Raw genomic sequence first — 21136 nt, 5'->3', positions numbered from 1 at the left:
CCACCAGGGTGACCATGATGTTGCGTTCCTTCTCCGCCATCGCCTTGGGCGCAACAGCCGGAATCAGCAGCAACATCAGCGCTGCAAGGTGCAGCGCGATTACGAAGGCAATACCGATGATGCGCGGCCAGCTGAGGCCGGAGGCGTCATCTTTGTCGTAATGCCGATGGATGACCAGTTGTTCCGTCATGCGCCAATGACTCGATTAAAGGGGGGCGGATTCCGCCGTGGAGCGGAATCCAAGTTCACGCGGGGATGACACCGCAGGAACCTCCAAGCTTATACCAATCCCTGTTACCTGCACTACTTTCAGCACTGGTCGTCGGGGGCTTTTTTTGCGTGCTACTTCAGGTTGATGATCTTCTTGGCGTCTTCCGGCTTTTTGACGCCCTTGGCCAGTGCCTGCTGCGCGGCCTGCTTGGCTTCGGCAACGCGGCCTTCCGAATGCAGCACCTTGGCCAGGTTCAGATAGGTTTCGCCGTCCTTGGACAGCGGCGCGGCCTTCTGCCAGTTCTCGATCGCCTGCGGCAGCTGGTCGGTGTAGTAGTACGACTGCGCCAGGGCCAGGTAGGTCTGGTAGTCCGGCTTCAGGATGCCCTTCTGCATGCCTTCGTTGATGACCGCGATGACGTCCTTCTCGTGGCCATCGGTGTTGGCGTAGATCGAGTACAGCTGCTTGTATTCCTTCTCGTCGGTCAGCTGACCGGCGGCACGCAGCTTGTCCATCACCGCCGCGGCCTTGTCCATCTGGTCGGCCTGCATGTACATGCTGGCCAGATTGAGCTGGGCCTTCTTGTCGTTGGGCGACTTGGCGGCCAGCGCCTCGGCGGCCTTGACCGCCTCGCCGGTCTGGCCGGCTTCGGCGTAGGACGCCATCAGCAGCTGGTTCCAGCTGTCCTTCGGCTCCGGCGAGGCGGCGATCGCCTGCTTCAGCGCCGGAATCGCTTCCTGGTAGCGCTGCGCCTGGTACAGGGCCTGGCCCTTGAGGATCAGGTCTTCCGGGCGGGTCGACTTGGTTTCGGCGAGGAACTTGTCCAGCGTGGCCAGGCCTTCGGCGGTCTGCTCGTCCTGCAGCTGCAGCTGCGCCAGCATCAGCATCGACTGGTAGTGGCCGTTGTTGTCCAGGCCGTTGAACTGGATCGCCTGCTTCAGGTAGGCCTGGGCGGCCTTGCTGTCGTCGAGGTTGTAGGCGGCCTGCGCGGCCAACTGCGCAGCGACCGACTTGTCGTACTCGTTGGCGCCGCTGTTGGCCAGGATCTCATCGGCCTGGGCGCGCACCGACGCGTAGTCCTCGCCCTTGTTGTAGGTATCGATCAGCTTCTGCAGCTTGCTGCCGAGCTTGGACGACGGCTTGCCAGTCGGTTCCTTGCGCTCGGCATTGGGGAACAGCACTGCGGCCTTTTCGTTCTTCGCATTGCGCGAGGAGCGGTGGTCGGTGCGATCGCTCTGCGCCGCGGCATCGGTCACCACCGCGCCACCGAGGGCGGCGGCGATCACCAGGGACAACAACGCTTGCTTGCGGATGCGGAATTTCATGGGTCACCTCGGTGGAAACCGCCCGGAGCGGCACGGAAGACGGAGCGGCCATTCCTCGGCCGAGCCAGCAAACCTATCAGAAACCTGTACGCCGTGAAAACGTTTTTGGATGCGTTTTCTGTGACACGCGCGGGGAGGACAGCCGACTCAGCCGCACTTGGGCGTCCTACCGGCACTGCGCGCCTGCGCATACACCGGCTCGAGCGCGGCGACGTCGCGCTGCAGCTCGCCGATGCGGGCGCTTGGATCGGGGTGGGTGGAGAGCCATTGCGGCGGACGATCGCCGCCGGCGGCCATCATGTTCTTCCACAGATCCACCGCTTGTGCCGGGTCGAACCCGGCCTGCGCCATCAGGCGCTGGCCGACGATGTCCGCCTCGGTTTCCTGCTGGCGCGAGCCGGGGAGCAGGAACAGCGTCTGTGCAGTCATGCCGCCGACCTGGCCGACGGTATCGGCCGCGCCCTGGCCGTAGCGCGCGCCGGCCAGCGCCCCGATCACGCTCAGTCCCGCCTGCGCGCCGAGCTGGCGGGTGATGCGTTCCTCGTGGTGACGCGAGATGACGTGGCCGATCTCGTGACCGAGCACGGCGGCGAGCTGGTCCTGGTTCTTGGCCACGCTGAAGATGCCGCTGTTGACTCCGACCTTGCCGCCGGGCAGGGCGAAGGCGTTGGGTTCCTTGTCGTTGAACAGTGCGGTCTCCCAGCCGGTGCCGCGCCATTGCGCGGGCAACTGTGCGACCAGCGTGTTGACCACGCAGCGCACATAGGCGTTGCGCTTGGGATCGGTGTCCAGCTGTTCCTTGGCCTTGGCTTCGGCGAACGCCTGCGCGCCCATCTGGTCGAGTTGTTGTTGCGAGATGCCGCCCACGACCTGGGTACGCCCGGTTGGCGATGTCGTCGTCGCGCACGCTGCCAGCAGGAGCGCCAGCGACGCGCCAAGTACCACTTGCTTCATACGGTCCCCCCTCCTAACACGCGTCGCAGTGTGGGGGGCCGCGTCTTAACATTTCGTCAAACAAACCTTCAGGTCGCGCCAAACCAGTAGAGGCCGGCGACGGCGAGGGCGTTGTTGAGTCCGTGCGCGGCGATCGGCGCCCACAAGGTGCCGGTGCGCTTGTACAGCCAAGCGAACGCCGCGCCCATGCCGCCGTAGACCAGCCACAGCTGCGCCGTTGCGGCCAGGCTGTTGCCGGTGGTCCCGGGCACCTCATGCACCAAGGCGAAGGCGGCGCCGCTCAGCAGCATGCCCAGCTGCGGCCGGCCCGCGTCCCACAGTCGCCCGAACAGCACGCGGCGGAACAGCAGTTCCTCGTAGGCCGGGGCGATCACCACCGCGAACACGACCAGGAACAGCGGCATCTGCGCCATCGCCTCCTGCATCAGCGGCAGGTTGGTCGGCACCGGCTTGATACCGAACTGCGCCGCCAGCGCGGAGATGGCCGCGCTGCCGAAGAACACCCCGGCCGCGACCAGCAGCACCCAGCCCCAGGTCGACGGCACGCGCGCGGCCTGCCACGAGGCGCGACGCTCGGCGGCGTTGGCCGGCCGCCGCAGGAAGTACAGCAGCAGCGCCGCGGACAGGGTACTGACCAGGGCGATCAACAGCTGCGCCAGCGCACCGGGCTGGCCGACCTGCTGCGCGACCATGGATGCCAGCCGCTCTGCCGGGACGCCCTGCGCCTTCAGCTCCATCGCCAGCTGGAAGCCGCGGAGCACGCCCCAGACCAGGCCGCACAGCACGCTCACCGCCAGCAGCACCACCGCCGCCAGCAGCACGTCGAGGAAGAAACCGAGGATCGGCCGGCGCGGGCGCGCCGGCGGCGCGGAAGGCAACGGCAACGGGGTGGCGGGCAACGGCGGTGCGGTCATCGCGATCCTGAGCGGAAGCAGGCGGAAGGCACAGCGGGACGCCCGCCCCGGCGCAGGCCAGGGGCGGGAACCGCCGCGGTCAGATGTCGAGGTTGGCGACCTTCAGCGCGTTCTCCTCGATGAAGTCGCGGCGCGGTTCGACCACGTCGCCCATCAAGGTGCTGAAGATCTGGTCGGCGGCGACCGCGTCCTCGATGCGCACCTGCAGCAGGCGGCGCGTGTCGGGGTTCACCGTGGTTTCCCACAGCTGCTCGGCGTTCATTTCGCCCAGGCCCTTGAAGCGCTGGATCTGGCGGCCCTTCTTGGCCTCTTCGAACAGCCAGGCGTAGGCCTGGGCGAAGCTGGTGATGGCCTGGCTCTTGTTGCCGCGCACGATCTGCGCGCCCTCGCGCACCAACCCATGCAACTCCCGCGCGATCTCGCGCAGCGGCCGCAATTCGCCGCTCTCGAACACCGCCATCGGCACCACGTAGGTGGTCTCCTCACCCATGTGCCGGCGCTCCACCAGCAGGGTGGCCGGGCGCTGGGCGTTGGACGCCTGGAAGCGCAGGCTGTAGCGCGCCGAACCCAGGCTGCCGCGGTTGAGCACAGCCTGCAGCGCATCCAGGCTTGGATGCGCCTCGCCCTCGGCCTCGAGCTGGGCCACGTCCAGCGGCGGCAGGTCGATCAGCGCGCTCAGCAGCGCCGGGTCGTAGCGGTGCGCATTGCGCGCCACCGCCTCGTTGGCGCTGGCGAACAGCAGCAGCAGCTTCTCCAGCGCCGCGCCGGTGATCGGCGGCTCGTTGCTGGCCGGGACCAGCGCCGCGCCTTCGACCGCACTGCTGGCCAAGTAGGCGTTGAGCGCGTTGTCGTCCTTCAGGTACAGCTCCTGCTTGCCCTGCTTGAGCCGGTACAGCGGCGGCAGGCCGATGTAGACGTAGCCGCGCTCGATCAGCTCCGGCATCTGCCGGTAGAAGAAAGTCAGCAGCAGGGTGCGGATGTGCGCGCCGTCGACGTCGGCGTCGGTCATGATGATGATGCGGTGGTAGCGCAGCTTGTCCGGGTTGTACTCGTCGCGGCCGATGCCGGTGCCCAGCGCGGTGATCAGCGTGCCGACCTGGTCGGAGGACAGCATGCGGTCGAAGCGCGCGCGCTCGACGTTGAGGATCTTGCCGCGCAGCGGCAGCACCGCCTGGTTCTTGCGGTTGCGGCCCTGCTTGGCCGAACCGCCTGCCGAGTCACCCTCGACGATGAACAGCTCCGACAGCGCGGGGTCCTTTTCCTGGCAGTCGGCCAGCTTGCCGGGCAGGCCGGCGATGTCCAGTGCGCCCTTGCGACGGGTCAGGTCACGCGCCTTGCGCGCAGCCTCGCGGGCGCGGGCGGCATCGACGATCTTGCCGGCGATGGCCTTGGCCTCGTTGGGATTCTCCTGCAGGAACTCCTCCAGGCGCGCGCCGAAGGCGTTTTCCACCGCCGGGCGCACGTCGGAGCTGACCAGCTTTTCCTTGGTCTGGCTGGAGAAGCTCGGATCCGGCACCTTCACCGACAGCACCGCGATCATGCCTTCGCGCATGTCGTCGCCGGTCAGGTTGATCTTGGCCTGCTTGGCGATGCCGTTCTGCTCGATGTAGGTGTTGAGCACGCGGGTCAGCGCGCCACGGAAGCCGGCCAGGTGGGTACCGCCGTCCTTCTGCGGGATGTTGTTGGTGAAGCAGTACATCGTCTCCTGGTAGGAGTCGGTCCACTGCAGCGCCACGTCCACAGTGATGCCGTTGTGCTCGCCGGTGACCGAGATCACGTTCGGGTGCAGGGGGGTCTTCAGCTGCGCCAGGTGCTCGACGAAGCTGCGGATGCCGCCCTCGTAGTGGAAGTCGTCGCGGCGGCCCTCGCCGCGCTCGTCGGCGAGCACGATCTTGACCCCGGAATTGAGGAAGGACAGCTCGCGCAGACGCCGGGCCAGGATGTCGTAGTGGTATTCCACGTTGTTGTGGAAGGCCACCACCGACGGCCAGAAGCGCACGGTGGTGCCGCGCTGGGTGGTCTCGCCCAGCTTCGCCAGCGGGGCCACCGCCGCACCGTTGCTGAATTCCTGCTGGTAATGGAAGCCGCCCTGGAACACGTCCAGCAGCAGCTTCTCCGACAGCGCGTTGACCACGCTGACGCCCACGCCATGCAGACCGCCGGACACCTTGTAGCTGTTGTCGTCGAACTTGCCGCCGGCATGCAGCACGGTCATCACCACCTCGGCGGCGGAGACCTCGCGGCCGAGCTTGGCGCTCATCTGCGCATGCTTGCCGACCGGGATGCCGCGACCGTTGTCGGACACCGACACCGAGCCATCGGCATGGATGGTCACCGCGACGTGGTCGGCATGCCCGGCCAGGGCTTCGTCGATGGAGTTGTCGACGACTTCGAACACCATGTGATGCAGGCCGGTGCCGTCATGGACGTCACCGATGTACATGCCAGGCCGCTTGCGGACCGCCTCCAGGCCTTCCAGGGCGGTGATGCTGTTGGCGTCGTAGTTGCCGTTGCTGGGCGGGGTGTTCTGTTCGTCGGTCATGCGGGTGCCGTAGGCTCCACGAGGCGGCGAAGACAGGCGGGGGGCCGGTTCGCGCCGCTGGATAGGGGATTGGCAGAAATTATAGCAGCCCGGGCCAGCGGACCCATCGCGGCCTAGGGAGCGGCCAGGATCTGACCATGTTCCACGTGGAACCGTGCAATCGGCAGGCCAGCATCTGCCAGTGCTTGCGGGGTTTCGGTCGCGGTGACGAAGACCTGCGCCGGGCCGGCACGCAAGCGCTCCAGCACCCGCGCCTGGTGGTGGCGGTCCAGTTCCGAGGCGAGGTCGTCCAGGGCGATCACCGGCCACTCGCCGCGTTGCTCGGCATAGTCCTCGGCCTGGGCCAACAGGCAGGCCAGGGCGGTGAGCTTGGCCTGGCCGCGGGAGAGGGCGTCGCGGCCAGGGATTTCGGCGAAGCTCAGGCTCCAGTCGGCCCGGTGTGGTCCCGCCGAGGTATAGCCCAGCTGCCGGTCGCGCTCGCGGTTGAGCAGCAGAGCATCGGCCAGCGAAATCTCCTGCCGGCGCCAGCCGGGCGCGAACTGCAGATGCACGATCCCCAGTGCCGGCGCCAGTTGCGGTGCAAGGGTGAGCAGACGCTGCAGCAGCCGGTCCAGATAGTCCTGGCGACGCGTGGTCAGCGGCTCGCCGGACTCGGCGAGCTCATGATCCCAGGCATCCAGCGCCGCGCCGCTGCCTCCGCTCTTGAGCAGGGCGTTGCGCTGCTTGAGTGCCCGCGCATAGCGCCGCCACAGCGATAGAAAGTCAGGTTCCACGTGGAACAAGCCCCAGTCGACGAAGCGGCGCCGGGGCTCGCCGCCACCGCTCACCAGCAGATGGCTGCCTGGTTCGAAGGTGACCACCGCCAGCGCCGCACACAAGGTGCCGAGGTGGGCGACGTCCTGACCGTCGAGGCGGCCACGCCATTCCTGGCCACTGTGGCGCAGTCCGGCCCGTCGACGCCGCGCCGTGCCCGCATCGCCAGCCTGCTCCTGCCATTCGACGAAGACATCCAGCGCCTCCTGCCCCTGGCTGACCAGACCATCGCGCACACGACCACGGAAGCTGCGGCCATAGGCCATCAGGTGCATCGCTTCGAGGACGGTGGTCTTGCCGGCGCCGTTGTCGCCGGTGATCAGGTTCAGCCCGGGCGCAGGCGCCAGTTCGAGCGTCGCGAACCGGCGCAGATGGTGGAAGTCGAGGCGGGAGAGGTGCATGCAGGGACAGAGGCGAAGGCGCTCGTATCGGGCGCACGCAGATCGAGGCTGGGGGGAGGGCGGCAGCATACCCAAAACGGCAGCCTGAGGTTGGTGAAAAGCCACGTCAGGGAGGTACTGCGCCATGGCGGTCACGCTGCCACCCCGCCGCTGGACGCCGCGACGGCCAAGGCCAGAAGACGTGGCGCAACAGGAGCCCAACAGAGTGCGCAGAGACGTCAGGCGTCGTGCTGTCTCCCAGTTCACCGAGATCAGCGATAGCTGGCGTCTCTGCCAGCGGGCCTCAGTGGCGCTGCACCTACGGCGTTGTTCCGTTGATGGCATCCCCGCAGCCGATGGATTCGGCCTCTTGTCATTGCCCGGCAGAAATTCGCCCAAACGAGGCGAATTCGATGCGTCCTGCCCAGCCAGAAAAAGAAAACCCGGCACAAGGCCGGGTCGCTCTTCGCACGTGTTCCACGTGGAACACGAAGCGGAACGTCAGAGACGTAGCGGCATCACCACGTGGCGCGAGCGGGCGCTGCTGGCTTCACGGACCAGGGCGGAGGAGTTGGCATCGCGCAGCTGGATCACCACGAACTCCTCGCGCAGCGCGGACAGCGCGTCGAGCAGGTAGTTGACGTTGAAGCCGATCGCCAGGTCGCTGACCTTGGTGTCGGCTTCCACTTCTTCCTGTGCTTCTTCCTGTTCCGGGTTGTGCGCGCTGATCTTCAGCTGGCCCGGCGAGACTTCTACGCGCACGCCGCGGTACTTCTCGTTGGACAGGATCGCCGCACGCTGTAGTGCCGCGCGCAGGGTTTCGCGATCCAGCTTGACTTCGCGATCCGCACCGATCGGGATCACCGCTTCGTAATCGGGGAAGCGGCCGTCGATCAGCTTGGAGGTGAACGTGACATCGTCGCGCTTGACCCGCACGTGCGCGCGGCCGACTTCCAGCTCGACTTCGCGCTCGCCGCCTTCCAGCAGGCGCTGCAGTTCGGTCACGCCCTTGCGCGGCACGATGATCTGGCGCTTGGCGCCGCCCGCATTCTCCAGTTCGGTCTCGCACAGCGCCAGGCGATGACCATCGGTGGCCACGCAGCGCAGGGTCTGGTTATGCAGGTCGAACAACAGGCCGTTGAGGTAATAGCGCACGTCCTGCTGCGCCATCGCGAACGCCGTGCGCTCGATCAGCTCTTTCAACGCGGCTTCCGGCACCACCACACGCTCGGTGGCTTCCACTTCGTCGACCGACGGGAAGTCGTTGGCTGGCAACGTGGCCAGGGTGAAGCGGCTGCGCCCGGCTTGCACGGTGATCTTGTCGCCGGACTGCGAGACCGTGACCTTGCTGCCGTCGGGCAGGGCTCGCACGATTTCGAACAGCTTGCGCGCCGGGATCGTGGTTTCGCCGTCCTGGGCATCGTCGACCGCAATGCGCGAGACCATTTCCACTTCCAGATCGGTACCGGTCAGCGACAGCTGGCCGCCCTGCACCTGCACCAGGAAGTTGGCCAGGACCGGCAAGGTCTGGCGGCGTTCGACCACATTGACGACTTGCGCCAATGGCTTGAGGAAGGCTTCGCGCTGCAGTGTGAAACGCATGTGGTTCCGTGCCCCTATGCTTTAAAAGATGTGGAATAAATCAAAAGCTTGGTGGTGATGGTAGAGCGAAATTCGGTGCAAATGTAGCTCAAGCCACTGAAAACAATAGATTTTTACCGTCCTCAATCCCGTGTACTACTGTCCCGGAACTGGTGGGGAAACCTGTGGATAGTTTTGCCGTCGCCGCCGCGTCGCGCGTTATCCACAGTTTCTCCCGGATTTGTCGCGAAGTCATGCACCGATTTATCCGGCGTCCTCCGCGCCGGCCGTCGCACTACTCGCTGAGCTTGCGGATCAGCTTGTCCCAATCCTCGCGCAGCTTGCCGTCGGTCTCCATCAGGTGCTTGATCTGCCGGCAGGCGTGCAGCACGGTGGTGTGGTCGCGCCCGGCGAACGCATCGCCGATCTCCGGCAGGCTGTGTTCGGTCAGTTCCTTGGTCAGCGCCATCGCCACCTGCCGCGGCCGCGCCAGCGAGCGCGTACGCCGCTTGGACAGCAGGTCCTTGATCTGCAGGCCGTAGTAGTCGGCCACGGTCTTCTGGATGTTGGGGATGCCGATCGCCTGCTGCTGCGCGCGGAGCAGGTCGCGCAGGGTTTCCTGGGCGAACTCGGTGGTGATCGCGCGGCCGGTGAAGTTGGCGCGCGCCGCCAGCGTGTTGAGCGCGCCTTCCAGGTCGCGCACGTTCGAGCGCATTTTCTTGGCGATCAGGAACGCCACGTCGTCGGGGATCTCCGCGCCGCGCTCGCGCGCCTTGGCCAGCACGATCGCCGCGCGGGTCTCGAAATCGGGCGGATCGATCGCCACCGATAGGCCCCAGGCCAGGCGCGACTTCAGCCGCGGCTCAAGCCCCTCGACCTCGCGCGGGTAGCGGTCGCAGGTCAGGATGATCTGCTGGCGGCCGTCGAACAGCGCGTTGAAGGTGTGGAAGAACTCTTCCTGGGTGCGGTCCTTGCCGGCGAAGAACTGGATGTCGTCGATCAGCAGCGCGTCCACCTGCTGGAACTGGCGCTTGAACTGGTCCATGGTCTTGTCCTGCAGCGCGCGGATCATCGCGCTGAAGAACTGTTCCGAGCGCAGGTACATCACCCGCGCGTTCGGATTCTGCTCGCGCATGGCGTTGCCGGCGGCGAACATCAGGTGGGTCTTGCCCAGGCCGGTGCCGCCGTACAGCAGCAGCGGGTTGTGCGCACGGTCGCCGGGCTTCTGCGCGGCCTGCACCGCCGCGGCCAGGCCGAGCTGGTTGCTGCGGCCTTCGACGAAGTTGGTGAAGGTGTAGTGCGAATCGAGGTTGCCGGCGAACGGCTCCAGCAACGGCGGCGCCGGCGTGCGTGCGGCCGCGGTCTCGCTGGGCGGGGCGGCGGTCGGTTCCGGCGCGCGCGGGCGCGACCCGACCTGCAGCAGCACCTCGCCGCTGCCGACGAAGTAGGTCAGCAGTTCGCGGATGCGCGGCAGGTAGTGCTCGCGCACCTGCTCGACGATGAAGGCGTTCGGGGCGTACAGCACCATGCTGTTGTCATGGCGCTGTTCGGCTTGCAGCGGTTTCAACCAAGTGTGAACGTCCTCGGCTGGAAATTCGGCTTCCAGACGTTCCAGGCAACGGGGCCAAGCATCCATCAGATCTAAATTCGTCGATAGACCGGGCATGAAGGGCGCGCTCGGGCGCGGCGCATTCGGCCGGTGGGAGAGGAAAGCGGATGGATCAGACTACCACCGGCGCGCAGGGTCGGGAATGGTTTTCCCACGGCTATTCACAGATCCATCCACAGGCGTGGCGCTGCCATCCCGCGTTCGCGTCGCTACAGGGAGTTGACCGCGGTGTGAGAGGTCCTATAGAATTTCCGGTTCTTTCCGCCCCATTCAGATCAGAGCGCCCCGATGGCCACCAAGCGCACCTTCCAGCCCAGCAACCTCAAGCGCAAGCGCGACCACGGTTTCCGTGCCCGTATGGCCACCGCCGACGGCCGCAAGATCCTGGCCCGTCGCCGCGCCAAGGGCCGCAAGCGCCTGAGCGCTTGATTGCTTCGCCGCCCCAGGCGGCGCCTGCAATCCGGACCGTGAATCTTCCCGACCCGCGTAGGCGATTTCCTCGCTCTGCGCGGGTTCGCACGTCTGCGGAATACCGCGTCGTGTTCGACGCCGCGCGCCGCTGTTCCGAGCCGCTGATGAGCCTGCACTGGCACAGCGCGGCGCATCCGGCGCGGCTCGGCCTGGCCGTGTCGCGCAAGGTCGACAAGCGCGCGGTCGTGCGCAATCGCATCAAGCGGGTGCTGCGTGACGCCACGCGGCAGCTGCTGCCGTGGCTGGCGCCCGGCGATTACGTGGTGGTGGCGCGCAGCGCCGCCGCCCAGGCCACTGGCGAACAACTGCGTCAGGCCTATCTGCGCCTGCTGCGTCGCGCCGGCGCATTGCTGGCCTCGGCCGCGGACGGCACAATGCCGCCGCCCGATCGTCCTTCTTCCCCCACTTCCACGTCAGAACCCGCTTCTGGCTGAGCCGAGCTTGCCTGTCCGATGAACCAGACCCGCCTTTTCCTGATTTTCGCCTGGCTGATGGTCGCGGCGCTGTTGTGGATGGAGTGGAACAAGGAACACGCGCCGAACGCCAACGCGGCGACGGTCGCGGCGGCGACCACGGTGCCGCCGGCGCAGGACGCCGACGCCGGCGCCACGCATGTGCCGGCCGTGCCCCAGGCCACGGTGCCCGGTACCACGCCGGCCAGCACCACGCCCGAGACGGCCGCGGCCAGCGCCGCGCCGCGGGTCACCGTTACCACCGACGTGCTGCGCCTGACCCTGGACGGCCGCAGCGTGTTCGACGCCGACCTGCTGCTATTCCCGCAGACCAAGCAGCCCGGCAGCCCGCCGGTGCAGCTGCTGACCGAGGACGCGGCGCATCCGTACACCGCCACCAGCGGCTGGGTCGGCGAGCACAATTCGCCGTCACCGGGTCCGGGTGGCTTCCGCCCCGAGGAGCCGGGCAAGGACTACGTGCTGGCCAAGGGCCAGGACAGCCTGCAGGTGCCGTTCGTGTGGAACGGCCCGGACGGCGTGACGATCCGGCGCGTCTACACCTTGCAGCGCGGCCACTACGCCGTGCAGGTGCACGACGAAGTCGTCAACCACGGCAGCAAGCCGTGGCAGGGCTACGTGTTCCGCAAGCTGAGCCGGGTGCCGACCATCGTCAGCCGCGGTATGACCAACCCGGATTCCTTCAGCTTCAATGGCGCCACCTGGTTCAGTCCGGCCGACGGCTACCAGCGTCGTGCGTTCAAGGACTATCTGGACGACGGCCCGCTCAACCAGACCATCTCCGGTGGCTGGATCGCGCTGCTGCAGCACCACTTCTTCACTGGCTGGATTCCGCAGGCCGACCAGCAGGCGTTGTACGTGCTGTCCAATGACGGCCCGCGGCATGTGATCGAAGCGCGCGGCCCGGGCTTCACCGTGGCGCCGGGCGCCAGCGCCAGCACCGAGGCGCGGCTGTGGGTCGGGCCGAAGCTGGTCAGCCAGATCGCCAAGGAGAACGTGCGCGGCCTCGACCGCGTGGTCGACTACAGCCGCTTCTCGGTGATGGCGCTGCTCGGCCAGGGCCTGTTCTGGATCCTCAGCCATCTGCACAGCCTGCTCGGCAACTGGGGCTGGTCGATCGTCGGCCTGGTGGTGCTGCTGAAGCTGATCCTGTATCCGCTGTCGGCCGCGCAGTACAAGAGCATGGCCAAGATGCGCAAGTTCCAGCCGCGCATCCAGCAGCTCAAGGAGCGCTACGGCGACGACAAGCAGAAGTTCCAGACGGCGATGATGGAGCTGTACAAGAAGGAGAAGATCAACCCGATGGGCGGTTGCCTGCCGGTGCTGATCCAGATGCCGATCTTCTTCGCGCTGTACTGGGTGCTGGTGGAGTCGGTGGAACTGCGCCAGGCGCCGTGGTTCGCCTGGATCCAGGACCTGACCGCGCGCGATCCCTACTTCATCCTGCCGGTGATCAACGTGGCGGTGATGTGGCTGACGCAGAAGCTGACGCCGTCGCCGGGCATGGATCCGGTGCAGGCCAAGATGATGCAGTTCATGCCGCTGGTGTTCGGCGTGATGATGGCCTTTGTGCCGTCCGGTCTGGTGCTGTACTGGGTCACCAACGGTTCGCTGGGCCTGCTGCAGCAGTGGTGGATGACCAAGCGCCACGGCGAACCGGCCACCGCCGGCGGTGGTGGCGGCAGCGGCAAACCGCCGGCCAAGGCCAAGAAGTAAATCCGACAACGCCCGCCCTCCGGCGGGCGTTGCGCATGCGGCCGGGGAAGGCGCCGGCGTGTGCGTTTTCCGCATCGCCTTGCTCGCGAGTCCGTGGTCATGCGCAAGCGCCGTCGTCCGTTGTCGCCGTCCGTGGCCGTGATCGGCCTGCTCGCGTTGGCCCTGGCCGCCTGCCAGCGCCAGCCTGCCAGCAGCGAGACCGCGACACCCAAGCCCGCGGGGTCCACGCCGGCGATCGCCATTCCCGGCTCGCCGGCGTTGCAAACCCAGGCGACCGCACTGCTGCAGGGCCTGCAGGCGCAACTGGCGGCGCAGCGCAAGATCATCGTATTGCTGGCCGACGAGGCCAAGCAGTCGCCGGCCGACCGGCAGACCTCCAGTAGCGTCGGCCAGCAGTTGTTCCACGAAGGCCTGGAGCGCCGCGAGACGCTGGCCAGGCAGTTCGACGCGCTGCTGGCGCTGCCGGACCCGCAGCGTTTCGCTGCGGTCGGCAGCCTGCTGGACTACGTCGAATCGGCGCCGGACCTGTACGACGCCGACCGCCTGGCGTTCCGCGAGGTCCTCGCCGACTGGCAGCTGCGCATCGGCAAGGATTCCTCGCTGCCGGCGATCAAGCTGCACCAGCGTATCGGCGAGGACCTGGAAGCGCTCGACGAGATCGAACGCACCTACAACCGCGAGATCACCGCGATCTTCAGCCGCTTCGATCGCACCCGCGCGATCGTGCAGAAGCGCGAGAAGTGGGAGGACTACGTCGCCCACCTGGGCACGCTGTACACGCGCGAGGCGATCCTGCGCGACTACGGCGTGATCACCCCGTACCCGATGTCGATGCAGGACAGCGATCGCGAGGTATTCGGCCGCGACCTGCCGACCAAGACCGTGGTGCTGAGCTTCGACGACGGCCCGCACCGCGAATACACCGACGAGATCGTCGCCATCCTCAAGCGCTACGACGTGCCGGCCACGTTCTTCGAAGTCGGCCGCAACCTGGGCAAGCTCGAGCCGGACGGCAAGGTCGAGCTGTCCCCGCTGGCCAGCGTCAGCCGCAGCCTGATGGAGCAGGGCTACACCGTCGGCAATCACAGCCTGACCCATGCGCAACTGTCCAAGGAGACCGGCGCCGCGCTGCGCAGCCAGATCCTCGACACCGACCGCATGCTGCGCGCGGTGGACGCCAAGCGTGCGCCGCTGTTCCGCTTTCCCTACGGCGCGCGCAACGCCGAGGGCATGCAGATCCTCGGCGAGGCAGGCCTGAAGTCGGTGATGTGGAACGTGGATTCGCTGGACTGGGCCGACCCGGTGCCGGAGTCGATCGTGCAGCGCGTGCTCGAGCAGGTCGGCCGCGAGCAGCGTGGCATCCTCCTGTTCCACGACATCCACGAACGCACGGTCAAGGCGCTGCCGCAGATCCTCGACCGGCTCAGCGCCGACGGCTACCAGTTCGCCGCCTGGAACGGGCGCGACTTCAGCGTCGCGCGCGCGGCCAGCAACGCCGCCGCGCCGGCGGTGACCAGCGGCTACGACAAGTCGTGGGCGATCGTGATCGGCATCGACGACTACGCGCACTGGCCCAAGCTGCAGTACGCGGCCAACGATGCGCAGGCCATCGCGCAGACGCTGACCGGCAGCTTCGGCTTCCCGTCCTCGCAGGTGATCGTGCTGAAGAACCAGGAGGCCACCCGCAACAACATCCTGGCCGCCTTCCACGACCGCCTGGCGCACGGCGGCGTGGGCAAGAACGACCGCGTGTTCGTGTTCTTCGCCGGCCACGGCGCGACCCGCAAGCTCGCCTCCGGGCGCGACCTGGGCTACATCATCCCGGCCGACTCTGACCCGGCGCAGTTCGCCACCGACGCGATTCCGATGACCGAGATCCAGGACATCGCCGAAAGCCTGGAAGCCAAGCACGTACTGTTCGTGATGGACGCGTGCTACAGCGGCCTGGGCCTGACCCGCGGCGGCGGTACCAGCGCCTACCTGCGCGAGAACGCGCGGCGCATCGCCCGGCAGATGCTCACCGCCGGTGGCGCTGACCAGCAGGTTGCCGACAGCGGCCCCAATGGCCATTCGGTGTTCACCTGGGTGCTGCTGCAGGCGCTCTCAGGCAAGGCCGACCTCAACGGCGACGGCCTGATCACCGGCACCGAGCTGGCCGCTTACGTGGCGCCGGCGGTGTCGAGCATTTCGCAGCAGACGCCCGCGTTCGGCAGCCTGCCCGGTTCGCAGGGCGGCGAGTTCGTGCTGCAGGTGCCGGAGGGCGAGGAATTCCTCACCGCCAGCACGCAACAGCTGTCCTCGGCGGCGATCGCGATGAACGATCGCGTCGATGCGGCCGCGCCGGCGTCCACCGCCACGCCGACTGCCGGCGCCAGCAGCGCCGCCGCGCCGGCCGCTGCGTCCAAGCCGGCGGTGGTGGTCAAGGACCTGCAGGGCGGCGAACGGCCGTTGGCGGTGCCGGCCGCGGCCGGCCCGGTGTCCGACCGGCAGCGTGCGCAGCGCGCCAACGATCGCGGCCTGCAGCTGTACAAGGAGAAGCGCTACGACGAGGCCGAGGCGCAGTTCACCGAGGCGTTGAAGCTGCGCCCGGACTTCGCGCTGGCGGCCAACAACCTGGGCTTCATCTACTATCGCCAGGGCAAGTTCGCGCAGGCCGTGCGCTGGCTGGAGAACACGCTGAAGATCGATCCCTCGCGTGCGGTGGCCTACGTCAACCTGGGCGACGCCTACCGCCAGCTGGGCGATGCCGCCAAGGCCAAGCGCGCCTTCCAGACCTACCTCGAACTGCAACCCAACGGGGCGTCGGCCGCCTACGTCCGCGGCCAGTTGCAGACGCTGTAATCCACCACGCCACCGACCCGCTGCCTTCGCCATGCCGTCTTCCGCCACCGACACCATTGCCGCCATCGCCACCGCCCCCGGCGCAGGTGGTGTCGGCGTGGTCCGCGTGTCGGGCCCGGCGGCGGCGACCATCGCCGACGGACTGGGCCTGGGCACCTTGGTGCCGCGCAGCGCCCGCTACGCGCGCTTTCGCGACGCGCAGGGCGCGATCGTGGACGACGGCATCGCGCTGTGGTTTCCGGCGCCGCGCAGTTTCACCGGCGAAGACGTGCTGGAACTGCAGGCGCACGGCAGCCCGGTGTTGCTGCGGCACCTGGTGGCGCGCTGCTGCGAACTCGGCGCGCGCCCGGCGCGGCCGGGCGAGTTCAGCGAGCGCGCCTTCCTCAACCGCAAGCTCGACCTGGCCCAGGCCGAGGCGATCGCCGACCTGATCGCCGCCGGCGACCTGCGTGCGGCACGCGCGGCACGGCGCTCGCTGGACGGGGTGTTCTCGCGTCGCGTCGACGACCTGGCCGAACAACTGATCCGCCTGCGCATCCACATCGAAGCGGCGATCGATTTCGCCGACGAGGCGCTGGACACGCTGGGCGGTGCGCAGGTCCGCGCCGGCCTGGAGCAGGCGCGTGCCGACCTGGCGCAGCTACGCGCCGACGCCGAACGCGGTCGGCGCCTGCGCGATGGCCTGCACGCGGTGCTGGTCGGCCCGCCGAACGCCGGAAAGAGTTCGCTGCTCAACGCGCTGGCCGGCAGCGACCGCGCCATCGTCACCGACATCGCCGGCACCACCCGCGACACCTTGCACGAGACCGTGCGCCTGGACGGCGTGGAACTGACCCTGGTCGACACCGCTGGCCTGCGCGAGGGCGGTGACGCGATCGAGCGCGAGGGCATGCGCCGCGCGCGCCAGGAACTGCAGCGCGCCGACCTGGCGCTGATCGTGCTCGACGCGCGCGAGGCCGAGGCCGGCCGTGCGGCGATCGCCGACGCCATCGCCGAGGTGCCGCAGCGGCTGTGGATCCACAACAAGAGCGATCTGCTCGCCGCCGTGCCCGCGGCCAGCGCCGAGTGCGTCTACGTCTCCGCCGCCACCGGCAGCGGGCTGGAGCAGTTGCACGCGCAGTTGCGCGCGATCGCCGGCGCTGCGGCCGGCGAGGGCAGCGACGGCGAGTTCTCCGCGCGCGCGCGTCACGTCGACGCGCTGCAGCGCGCCGCCAGCCACGCCGACGCGGCAGCGGCCGAACTGCAGCACGAACGCCTGGAACTGGCCGCCGAGGAACTGCGCCTGGCCCACGCCGCGCTCGGCGAGATCGTCGGCACGCTCAGCGCCGACGACCTGCTTGGGCGGATCTTCTCCAGTTTCTGCATCGGCAAGTAGCGCGCACTCCCGCGCCGCCGCGGCTGCCTACGGCTTCAGCGCCGCCAGCTGCGCACGCTGGTCCTGCAGCCACTGCTCGAACGGCAGCGGCGCCTGCCCGGTCAGCGCCTGGTAGTCGCCGGTGACGGTGGCGACGCGGCCAGCCGCGGTGTTGGTGTCGAACGAGGCATAGATGCGCGCGACCGGTTCGGGCAGCCCGGCGCCGACCATGCCCTGCACCAGGCCTTCGACCGGCACCGGCACCACCTGGATCTGCACGTCCAGCACCTGTGCGACCAGCGCGGCGATCTCGGCGGTGGTGTAGGCGCGCGCGCCGCTGAGGGTGAGCGTGCGCTTGCCGTCGCCGCCGGCCAAGGCGACCGCGGCGGCGCGGGCCAGGTCGTCGCGCGCGATATGGGCGATGCCGCCGTCGCCGGCCGCGCTGTACCAGTGGCCCGAGGCCAGCACCGACGGCAGGCTCATGAACAGGTTTTCGAAGTACCAGTGGTTGCGCAGCACGGTCCAGGCGGGCAGGGCGCTGGCGGCCAGGCTGTCCTCGGTGCCGGCGTGATCCGTGGCCAGCAGCAGCGGCGAGTCGTGCGGTTCCGGGCAGGAGGTGTAGACCAGGTGGCCGACGCCGGCACGCTCGGCCGCGGCGATCGCGGCCTGGTGCTGCTGCAGGCGGTGGCCGGGGCGGTCCAGCGCGTCGGTGCTGATCAGCAGCACGCGGCCGGCGCCACGGAAGGCGGTGTCGAGCGACGTGGCGTCGTCGAAATCGCCGTGGCGTACGTCCACGCCGCGTTCGGCCCAGGCGGCCAGGCGTTCGGGCTGGCGGGTCATCGCCACCACCCGCGACGGTGCCACCTGCAAGGTGTCGAGCAGGTGCGCGAGCACGCGCTGGCCGAACTGGCCGCCGGCGCCGGTGACGAGCAGGGAATCGGAAGATGCGGACATGACAGGTCTCCTGAGAGAGGGAGGCGTCGCAAGACGCCATGGTCTGGAAAAGGAACCTGGTCTATCCTAGAGACCTTGGCCGGGCTGTAAAGACGGCACTTTTTCCGCCCCTGATTACCTTGAGGTAACCACCATGGATCGCGTCGCCCCGTCGTCCGCCGCTTGCGGCACGCTGCTGAGCCAGCAGCTGCAGGACTACCAGCGCGCCGGCATGGCCATCGATCAGTGCCCGGTGCGCGACGTGCTGGCGCAGATCGGCGACAAGTGGAGCACCCTGTTCGTGATGCTGCTGGCCGAGCGTCCGCACCGTTTCGGCCAACTGCGCCGCGCGGTACCGGACATCTCACAGCGCATGCTGACTCAGACCCTGCGCGACCTGCAGCGCGAGGGGCTGGTCGCCCGCGACGTGCTGCCGACCGTGCCGCCAGGTGTGGAGTATCGGCTGACCGCGCTGGGCCAATCGCTGAGCGTGGTGCTGGCGCCGCTGGTGCGCTGGGCTGCCGATCACCACGCGCAGATCCGCAATGCGCGTGCTGCGTTCGAAGCCGACGCACCGGCGCGGGGGGCGAGCGCCGCGTCTGCCTGAGCACCTCGGGGCACGGTGACCGGGCCTCCCGATGACGGTGGACGTTCCGAGTGTGGAAGCGGCTTCAAGGCGATTCTGACAACGACGAAAGGCCATCTGTACATCTGTAGGAGCGGCTTCAGCCGCGACAGGCATTCCCGGTAACGCCTGTCGCGGCTGAAGCCGCTCCTACAGAACGTTCCGCATCACCCGCGACATTTCGCAACCCCGCAACTACGGATCAACCCTCCGCAACGACCCGCGCGCTATAGCTGTCGCCGTCGCGCTGCACCCGCACCGGTCCGCCGAATACCGCCGACAGCGGCGCATCGGCCAGCAGGTCCTCGCGCGTGCCGTCGGCGTATACCTGGCCCTCGCGCAGCAGGATCACCCGCGCGATTTCCGGCACGATTTCCTCGATGTGGTGAGTGACCAGCACCAGGGTGATGCCTTGGCGGGCGAGGTCGCGCATCGTCGCCAGCAGGTGCTCGCGCGCGACGAGGTCCAGGCCGGTGCTGGGTTCGTCCAGCAGCAACGCCTGCGGCCGGTTGACCAGGGCGCGCGCGATCAGCACGCGGCGGGTCTCGCCGGCCGACAGTTCGGCGTAGGCGCGTCGCAACAGCGGCAGCGCATGCGCGGCCTGTAGGGCCTCGCGCGCGCGGTCGCGCATCGTGTCGGTCACCTCGCGGTGCGGCGGCACGACATAGCTGGCGAAGAACCCGGACAGCACCGCGCTTTCCACGTCCAGCCCGGGCATGTCGGCGAGGTTCACGCTGAGGTCGCCGGTGACGATGCCCAACTGGCTGCGCAACCGGTCCACCTGCCAACGGCTCTGGCCGAGCACCCGTACCGCCGGTTCCTCGCCGGCGCGCGCCAGCGGATACAGCTCGCGGGTGATGAGCTTGATGAACGAGGATTTGCCGCAGCCGTTCGGGCCGAGGATGGCAGTGTGCTGGCCGAGCGCGATGCGCAGGCTCAGCGCATGCAGCACGCGGACCTGGCCGCGGACCACGCTGGCGCGGTCGAGTTCGATCAACGGCGCGGCCGCTGGCACGGGGGTTGCTTGGGGAGAGGCGGCTGACATGGAACCGAAACCGTTCTGTGATCGGAAGCGCTTGGCGGCTGAATACCATACGCGAACGCCGGGTGAAGTTTGCCTGCGCAACCCCCATCATGTCGTCATCCCCTCACGCCGTCCTACGCTCTGGAGCTTCTGGCAATGTTCGACGCGATCCTCGACTTCCTCGGCAACGGCCTGCTCGGCGTCGGCTGGTGGGGCATGCTGGCCGTGCTGCTGCTGTTCACCCAGCTCACCATCTTCGCGGTGACGCTGTACCTGCACCGCAGCCAGGCGCACCGCGGCGTCGATTTCCATCCGCTGCTGTCGCACTTCTTCCGCTTCTGGACCTGGTTCACCACCTCGATGATCACCAAGGAGTGGGTGGCGATCCATCGCAAGCACCACGCCAAGGTGGAGACCGAGGAAGACCCGCACAGCCCGCAGACCAAGGGCATCAGCCGCGTGTTCTGGCGCGGCGTGGAGCTGTACCGCGAAGCGCGCACCCAGCGCGGCGACATCGAGCAATACGGCAAGGGCGCGCCGGACGACTGGATCGAGCGGCACCTCTACACGCCGTACGCGAACCTGGGCCCGGTGGCGCTGTTCGTGGTCAACTTCGCGCTGTTCGGCCTGCCCGGCGTCGCGCTGTGGGCGCTGCAGATGGCGTGGATTCCGTTCTGGGCGGCCGGCGTGATCAACGGCCTGGGCCACTGGTGGGGCTACCGCAACTTCGAGTCCGCCGATACCTCGACCAATCTGACGCCGTGGGCGCTGTGGATCGGCGGCGAAGAGTTGCACAACAACCACCATGCCTTCCCGAGTTCGGCGCGCTTCTCGCTGCGCCGCTGGGAACTGGACATCGGCTGGATCGCGATCCGTGCGCTGGCCGCCCTGCGCCTGGCCAAGATCCTGCGCGTGGCGCCGACCCTGGACGTGCGCCCGAACATCGCCGTGCCCGACGCCGACACCTTGCGCGCACTGCTGTCGCATCGCTTCCAGGCGATGACCGACTACCAGCGCAACGTGTTCAAGCCCGCGCTGAAGGAAGAAGCCGCGCAGGCCGGCGCCAAGCTGCGCAAGCTGCTGCCGCGGCGCCTGCGCAAGGGCCTGGTCGACGATGGCCGCTGGCTCAAGCCCGACGCGCGCGAACAGCTGCAGCACTGGGTGGCGCAGCGCCCGCGCATGCGCACGCTGGTCGAGCACCGCGCCCGCCTGGCGGCCCTGCTCGAAGCGCGCACCCATGACGCCAGCGAACGCCTCAAGCACCTGCAGGCCTGGTGCCACGATGCCGAAGCCAGTGGCATCGCCGCGCTGCAGGCCTACGCGGCACGCCTGAAGGGCTACGCCCTGGCATGAGCCGCGGCGGACTGCGCACC

Annotated in this window: 16 protein-coding genes and 1 pseudogene; 7 read left to right on the top strand and 10 right to left on the bottom strand. The window is 68.2% G+C overall.

Annotated elements, in window-relative coordinates; genetic code table 11:
• The 8 genes and pseudogenes from ACP93_RS16440 to dnaA all read right to left on the bottom strand — a co-directional run.
• Nucleotides 1–190 (bottom strand): annotated as a pseudogene (locus tag ACP93_RS16440) (energy transducer TonB); the annotation flags it as partial.
• Nucleotides 191–342: 152 nt separating this feature from the next.
• The gene (locus ACP93_RS16435; protein WP_048491736.1) at nucleotides 343–1536 is read right to left on the bottom strand and encodes a tetratricopeptide repeat protein; all 1194 of its coding nucleotides are present in this window, start codon (nucleotides 1534–1536) and stop codon (nucleotides 343–345) included.
• Between the two features lie 147 nt (nucleotides 1537–1683).
• On the bottom strand, nucleotides 1684–2490 hold the full coding sequence (locus ACP93_RS16430; RefSeq protein ID WP_048491735.1) for a M48 family metallopeptidase: 807 nt from the start codon (nucleotides 2488–2490) through the stop codon (nucleotides 1684–1686).
• A 68-nt stretch (nucleotides 2491–2558) separates the two neighbouring features.
• The gene (locus ACP93_RS16425; protein WP_048491734.1) at nucleotides 2559–3404 is read right to left on the bottom strand and encodes a CPBP family intramembrane glutamic endopeptidase; all 846 of its coding nucleotides are present in this window, start codon (nucleotides 3402–3404) and stop codon (nucleotides 2559–2561) included.
• A gap of 79 nt (nucleotides 3405–3483) precedes the next feature.
• Entirely contained in the window at nucleotides 3484–5946 is a 2463-nt protein-coding gene (gene gyrB, locus ACP93_RS16420) for a DNA topoisomerase (ATP-hydrolyzing) subunit B (RefSeq protein WP_048491733.1), read from the bottom strand.
• 113 nt (nucleotides 5947–6059) lie between these two features.
• Nucleotides 6060–7160 carry a DNA replication/repair protein RecF gene (gene recF, locus ACP93_RS16415; RefSeq protein ID WP_048491732.1) on the bottom strand — a complete coding sequence of 367 codons (1101 nt, stop codon included), beginning with the start codon at nucleotides 7158–7160 and terminating at the stop codon, nucleotides 6060–6062.
• 480 nt (nucleotides 7161–7640) lie between these two features.
• Nucleotides 7641–8741 carry a DNA polymerase III subunit beta gene (gene dnaN, locus ACP93_RS16410; protein ID WP_048491731.1) on the bottom strand — a complete coding sequence of 367 codons (1101 nt, stop codon included), beginning with the start codon at nucleotides 8739–8741 and terminating at the stop codon, nucleotides 7641–7643.
• A gap of 274 nt (nucleotides 8742–9015) precedes the next feature.
• On the bottom strand, nucleotides 9016–10356 hold the full coding sequence (dnaA, locus tag ACP93_RS16405; protein WP_048491730.1) for a chromosomal replication initiator protein DnaA: 1341 nt from the start codon (nucleotides 10354–10356) through the stop codon (nucleotides 9016–9018).
• 261 nt (nucleotides 10357–10617) lie between these two features.
• Between dnaA and rpmH the strand changes: the two genes are divergently transcribed.
• The 5 genes from rpmH (at nucleotide 10618) to mnmE (ending at nucleotide 17202) form a co-directional block, all read left to right on the top strand.
• Complete coding sequence (gene rpmH, locus ACP93_RS16400) at nucleotides 10618–10758, top strand: 50S ribosomal protein L34 (RefSeq protein ID WP_003469983.1); 141 nt, start codon at nucleotides 10618–10620, stop codon at nucleotides 10756–10758.
• A gap of 38 nt (nucleotides 10759–10796) precedes the next feature.
• Complete coding sequence (gene rnpA, locus ACP93_RS16395) at nucleotides 10797–11234, top strand: ribonuclease P protein component (RefSeq protein WP_082143511.1); 438 nt, start codon at nucleotides 10797–10799, stop codon at nucleotides 11232–11234.
• Nucleotides 11235–11252: 18 nt separating this feature from the next.
• Nucleotides 11253–12986, top strand: coding sequence for a membrane protein insertase YidC (gene yidC / locus ACP93_RS16390; RefSeq protein WP_048491728.1), 1734 nt, complete (start codon nucleotides 11253–11255; stop codon nucleotides 12984–12986).
• 99 nt (nucleotides 12987–13085) lie between these two features.
• A complete protein-coding gene (locus ACP93_RS16380) occupies nucleotides 13086–15827 on the top strand; it encodes a polysaccharide deacetylase family protein (protein WP_053069783.1) in 2742 nt (913 codons plus the stop codon).
• 31 nt (nucleotides 15828–15858) lie between these two features.
• Nucleotides 15859–17202, top strand: a complete 1344-nt coding sequence (gene mnmE / locus ACP93_RS16375; protein WP_048491727.1) for a tRNA uridine-5-carboxymethylaminomethyl(34) synthesis GTPase MnmE — start codon at nucleotides 15859–15861, stop codon at nucleotides 17200–17202.
• A gap of 27 nt (nucleotides 17203–17229) precedes the next feature.
• Here the strand turns inward: mnmE and ACP93_RS16370 are convergent, their stop codons facing one another.
• Entirely contained in the window at nucleotides 17230–18135 is a 906-nt protein-coding gene (locus ACP93_RS16370; RefSeq protein ID WP_048491726.1) for an NmrA family NAD(P)-binding protein, read from the bottom strand.
• Nucleotides 18136–18268: 133 nt separating this feature from the next.
• On the opposite strand from ACP93_RS16370, the gene ACP93_RS16365 reads away from it, so the two are divergent.
• Nucleotides 18269–18721 (top strand): winged helix-turn-helix transcriptional regulator, encoded by a 453-nt coding sequence (locus tag ACP93_RS16365; protein ID WP_048491725.1) that lies wholly within the window; start codon nucleotides 18269–18271, stop codon nucleotides 18719–18721.
• Between the two features lie 220 nt (nucleotides 18722–18941).
• On the opposite strand, the gene ACP93_RS16360 is transcribed toward ACP93_RS16365, so the two are convergent.
• Complete coding sequence (locus ACP93_RS16360) at nucleotides 18942–19784, bottom strand: ABC transporter ATP-binding protein (protein WP_048491724.1); 843 nt, start codon at nucleotides 19782–19784, stop codon at nucleotides 18942–18944.
• A 135-nt stretch (nucleotides 19785–19919) separates the two neighbouring features.
• Between ACP93_RS16360 and ACP93_RS16355 the strand changes: the two genes are divergently transcribed.
• Entirely contained in the window at nucleotides 19920–21116 is a 1197-nt protein-coding gene (locus ACP93_RS16355; RefSeq protein ID WP_048491723.1) for a DesA family fatty acid desaturase, read from the top strand.
• Nucleotides 21117–21136: the final 20 nt, after the last annotated feature.

This window comes from Xanthomonas sp. NCPPB 1128 (assembly GCF_001043115.1).
In the GTDB taxonomy this organism is placed as follows: Bacteria; Pseudomonadota; Gammaproteobacteria; order Xanthomonadales; family Xanthomonadaceae; genus Xanthomonas_A.
This window is presented reverse-complemented; position numbering and strand designations above follow the sequence as displayed.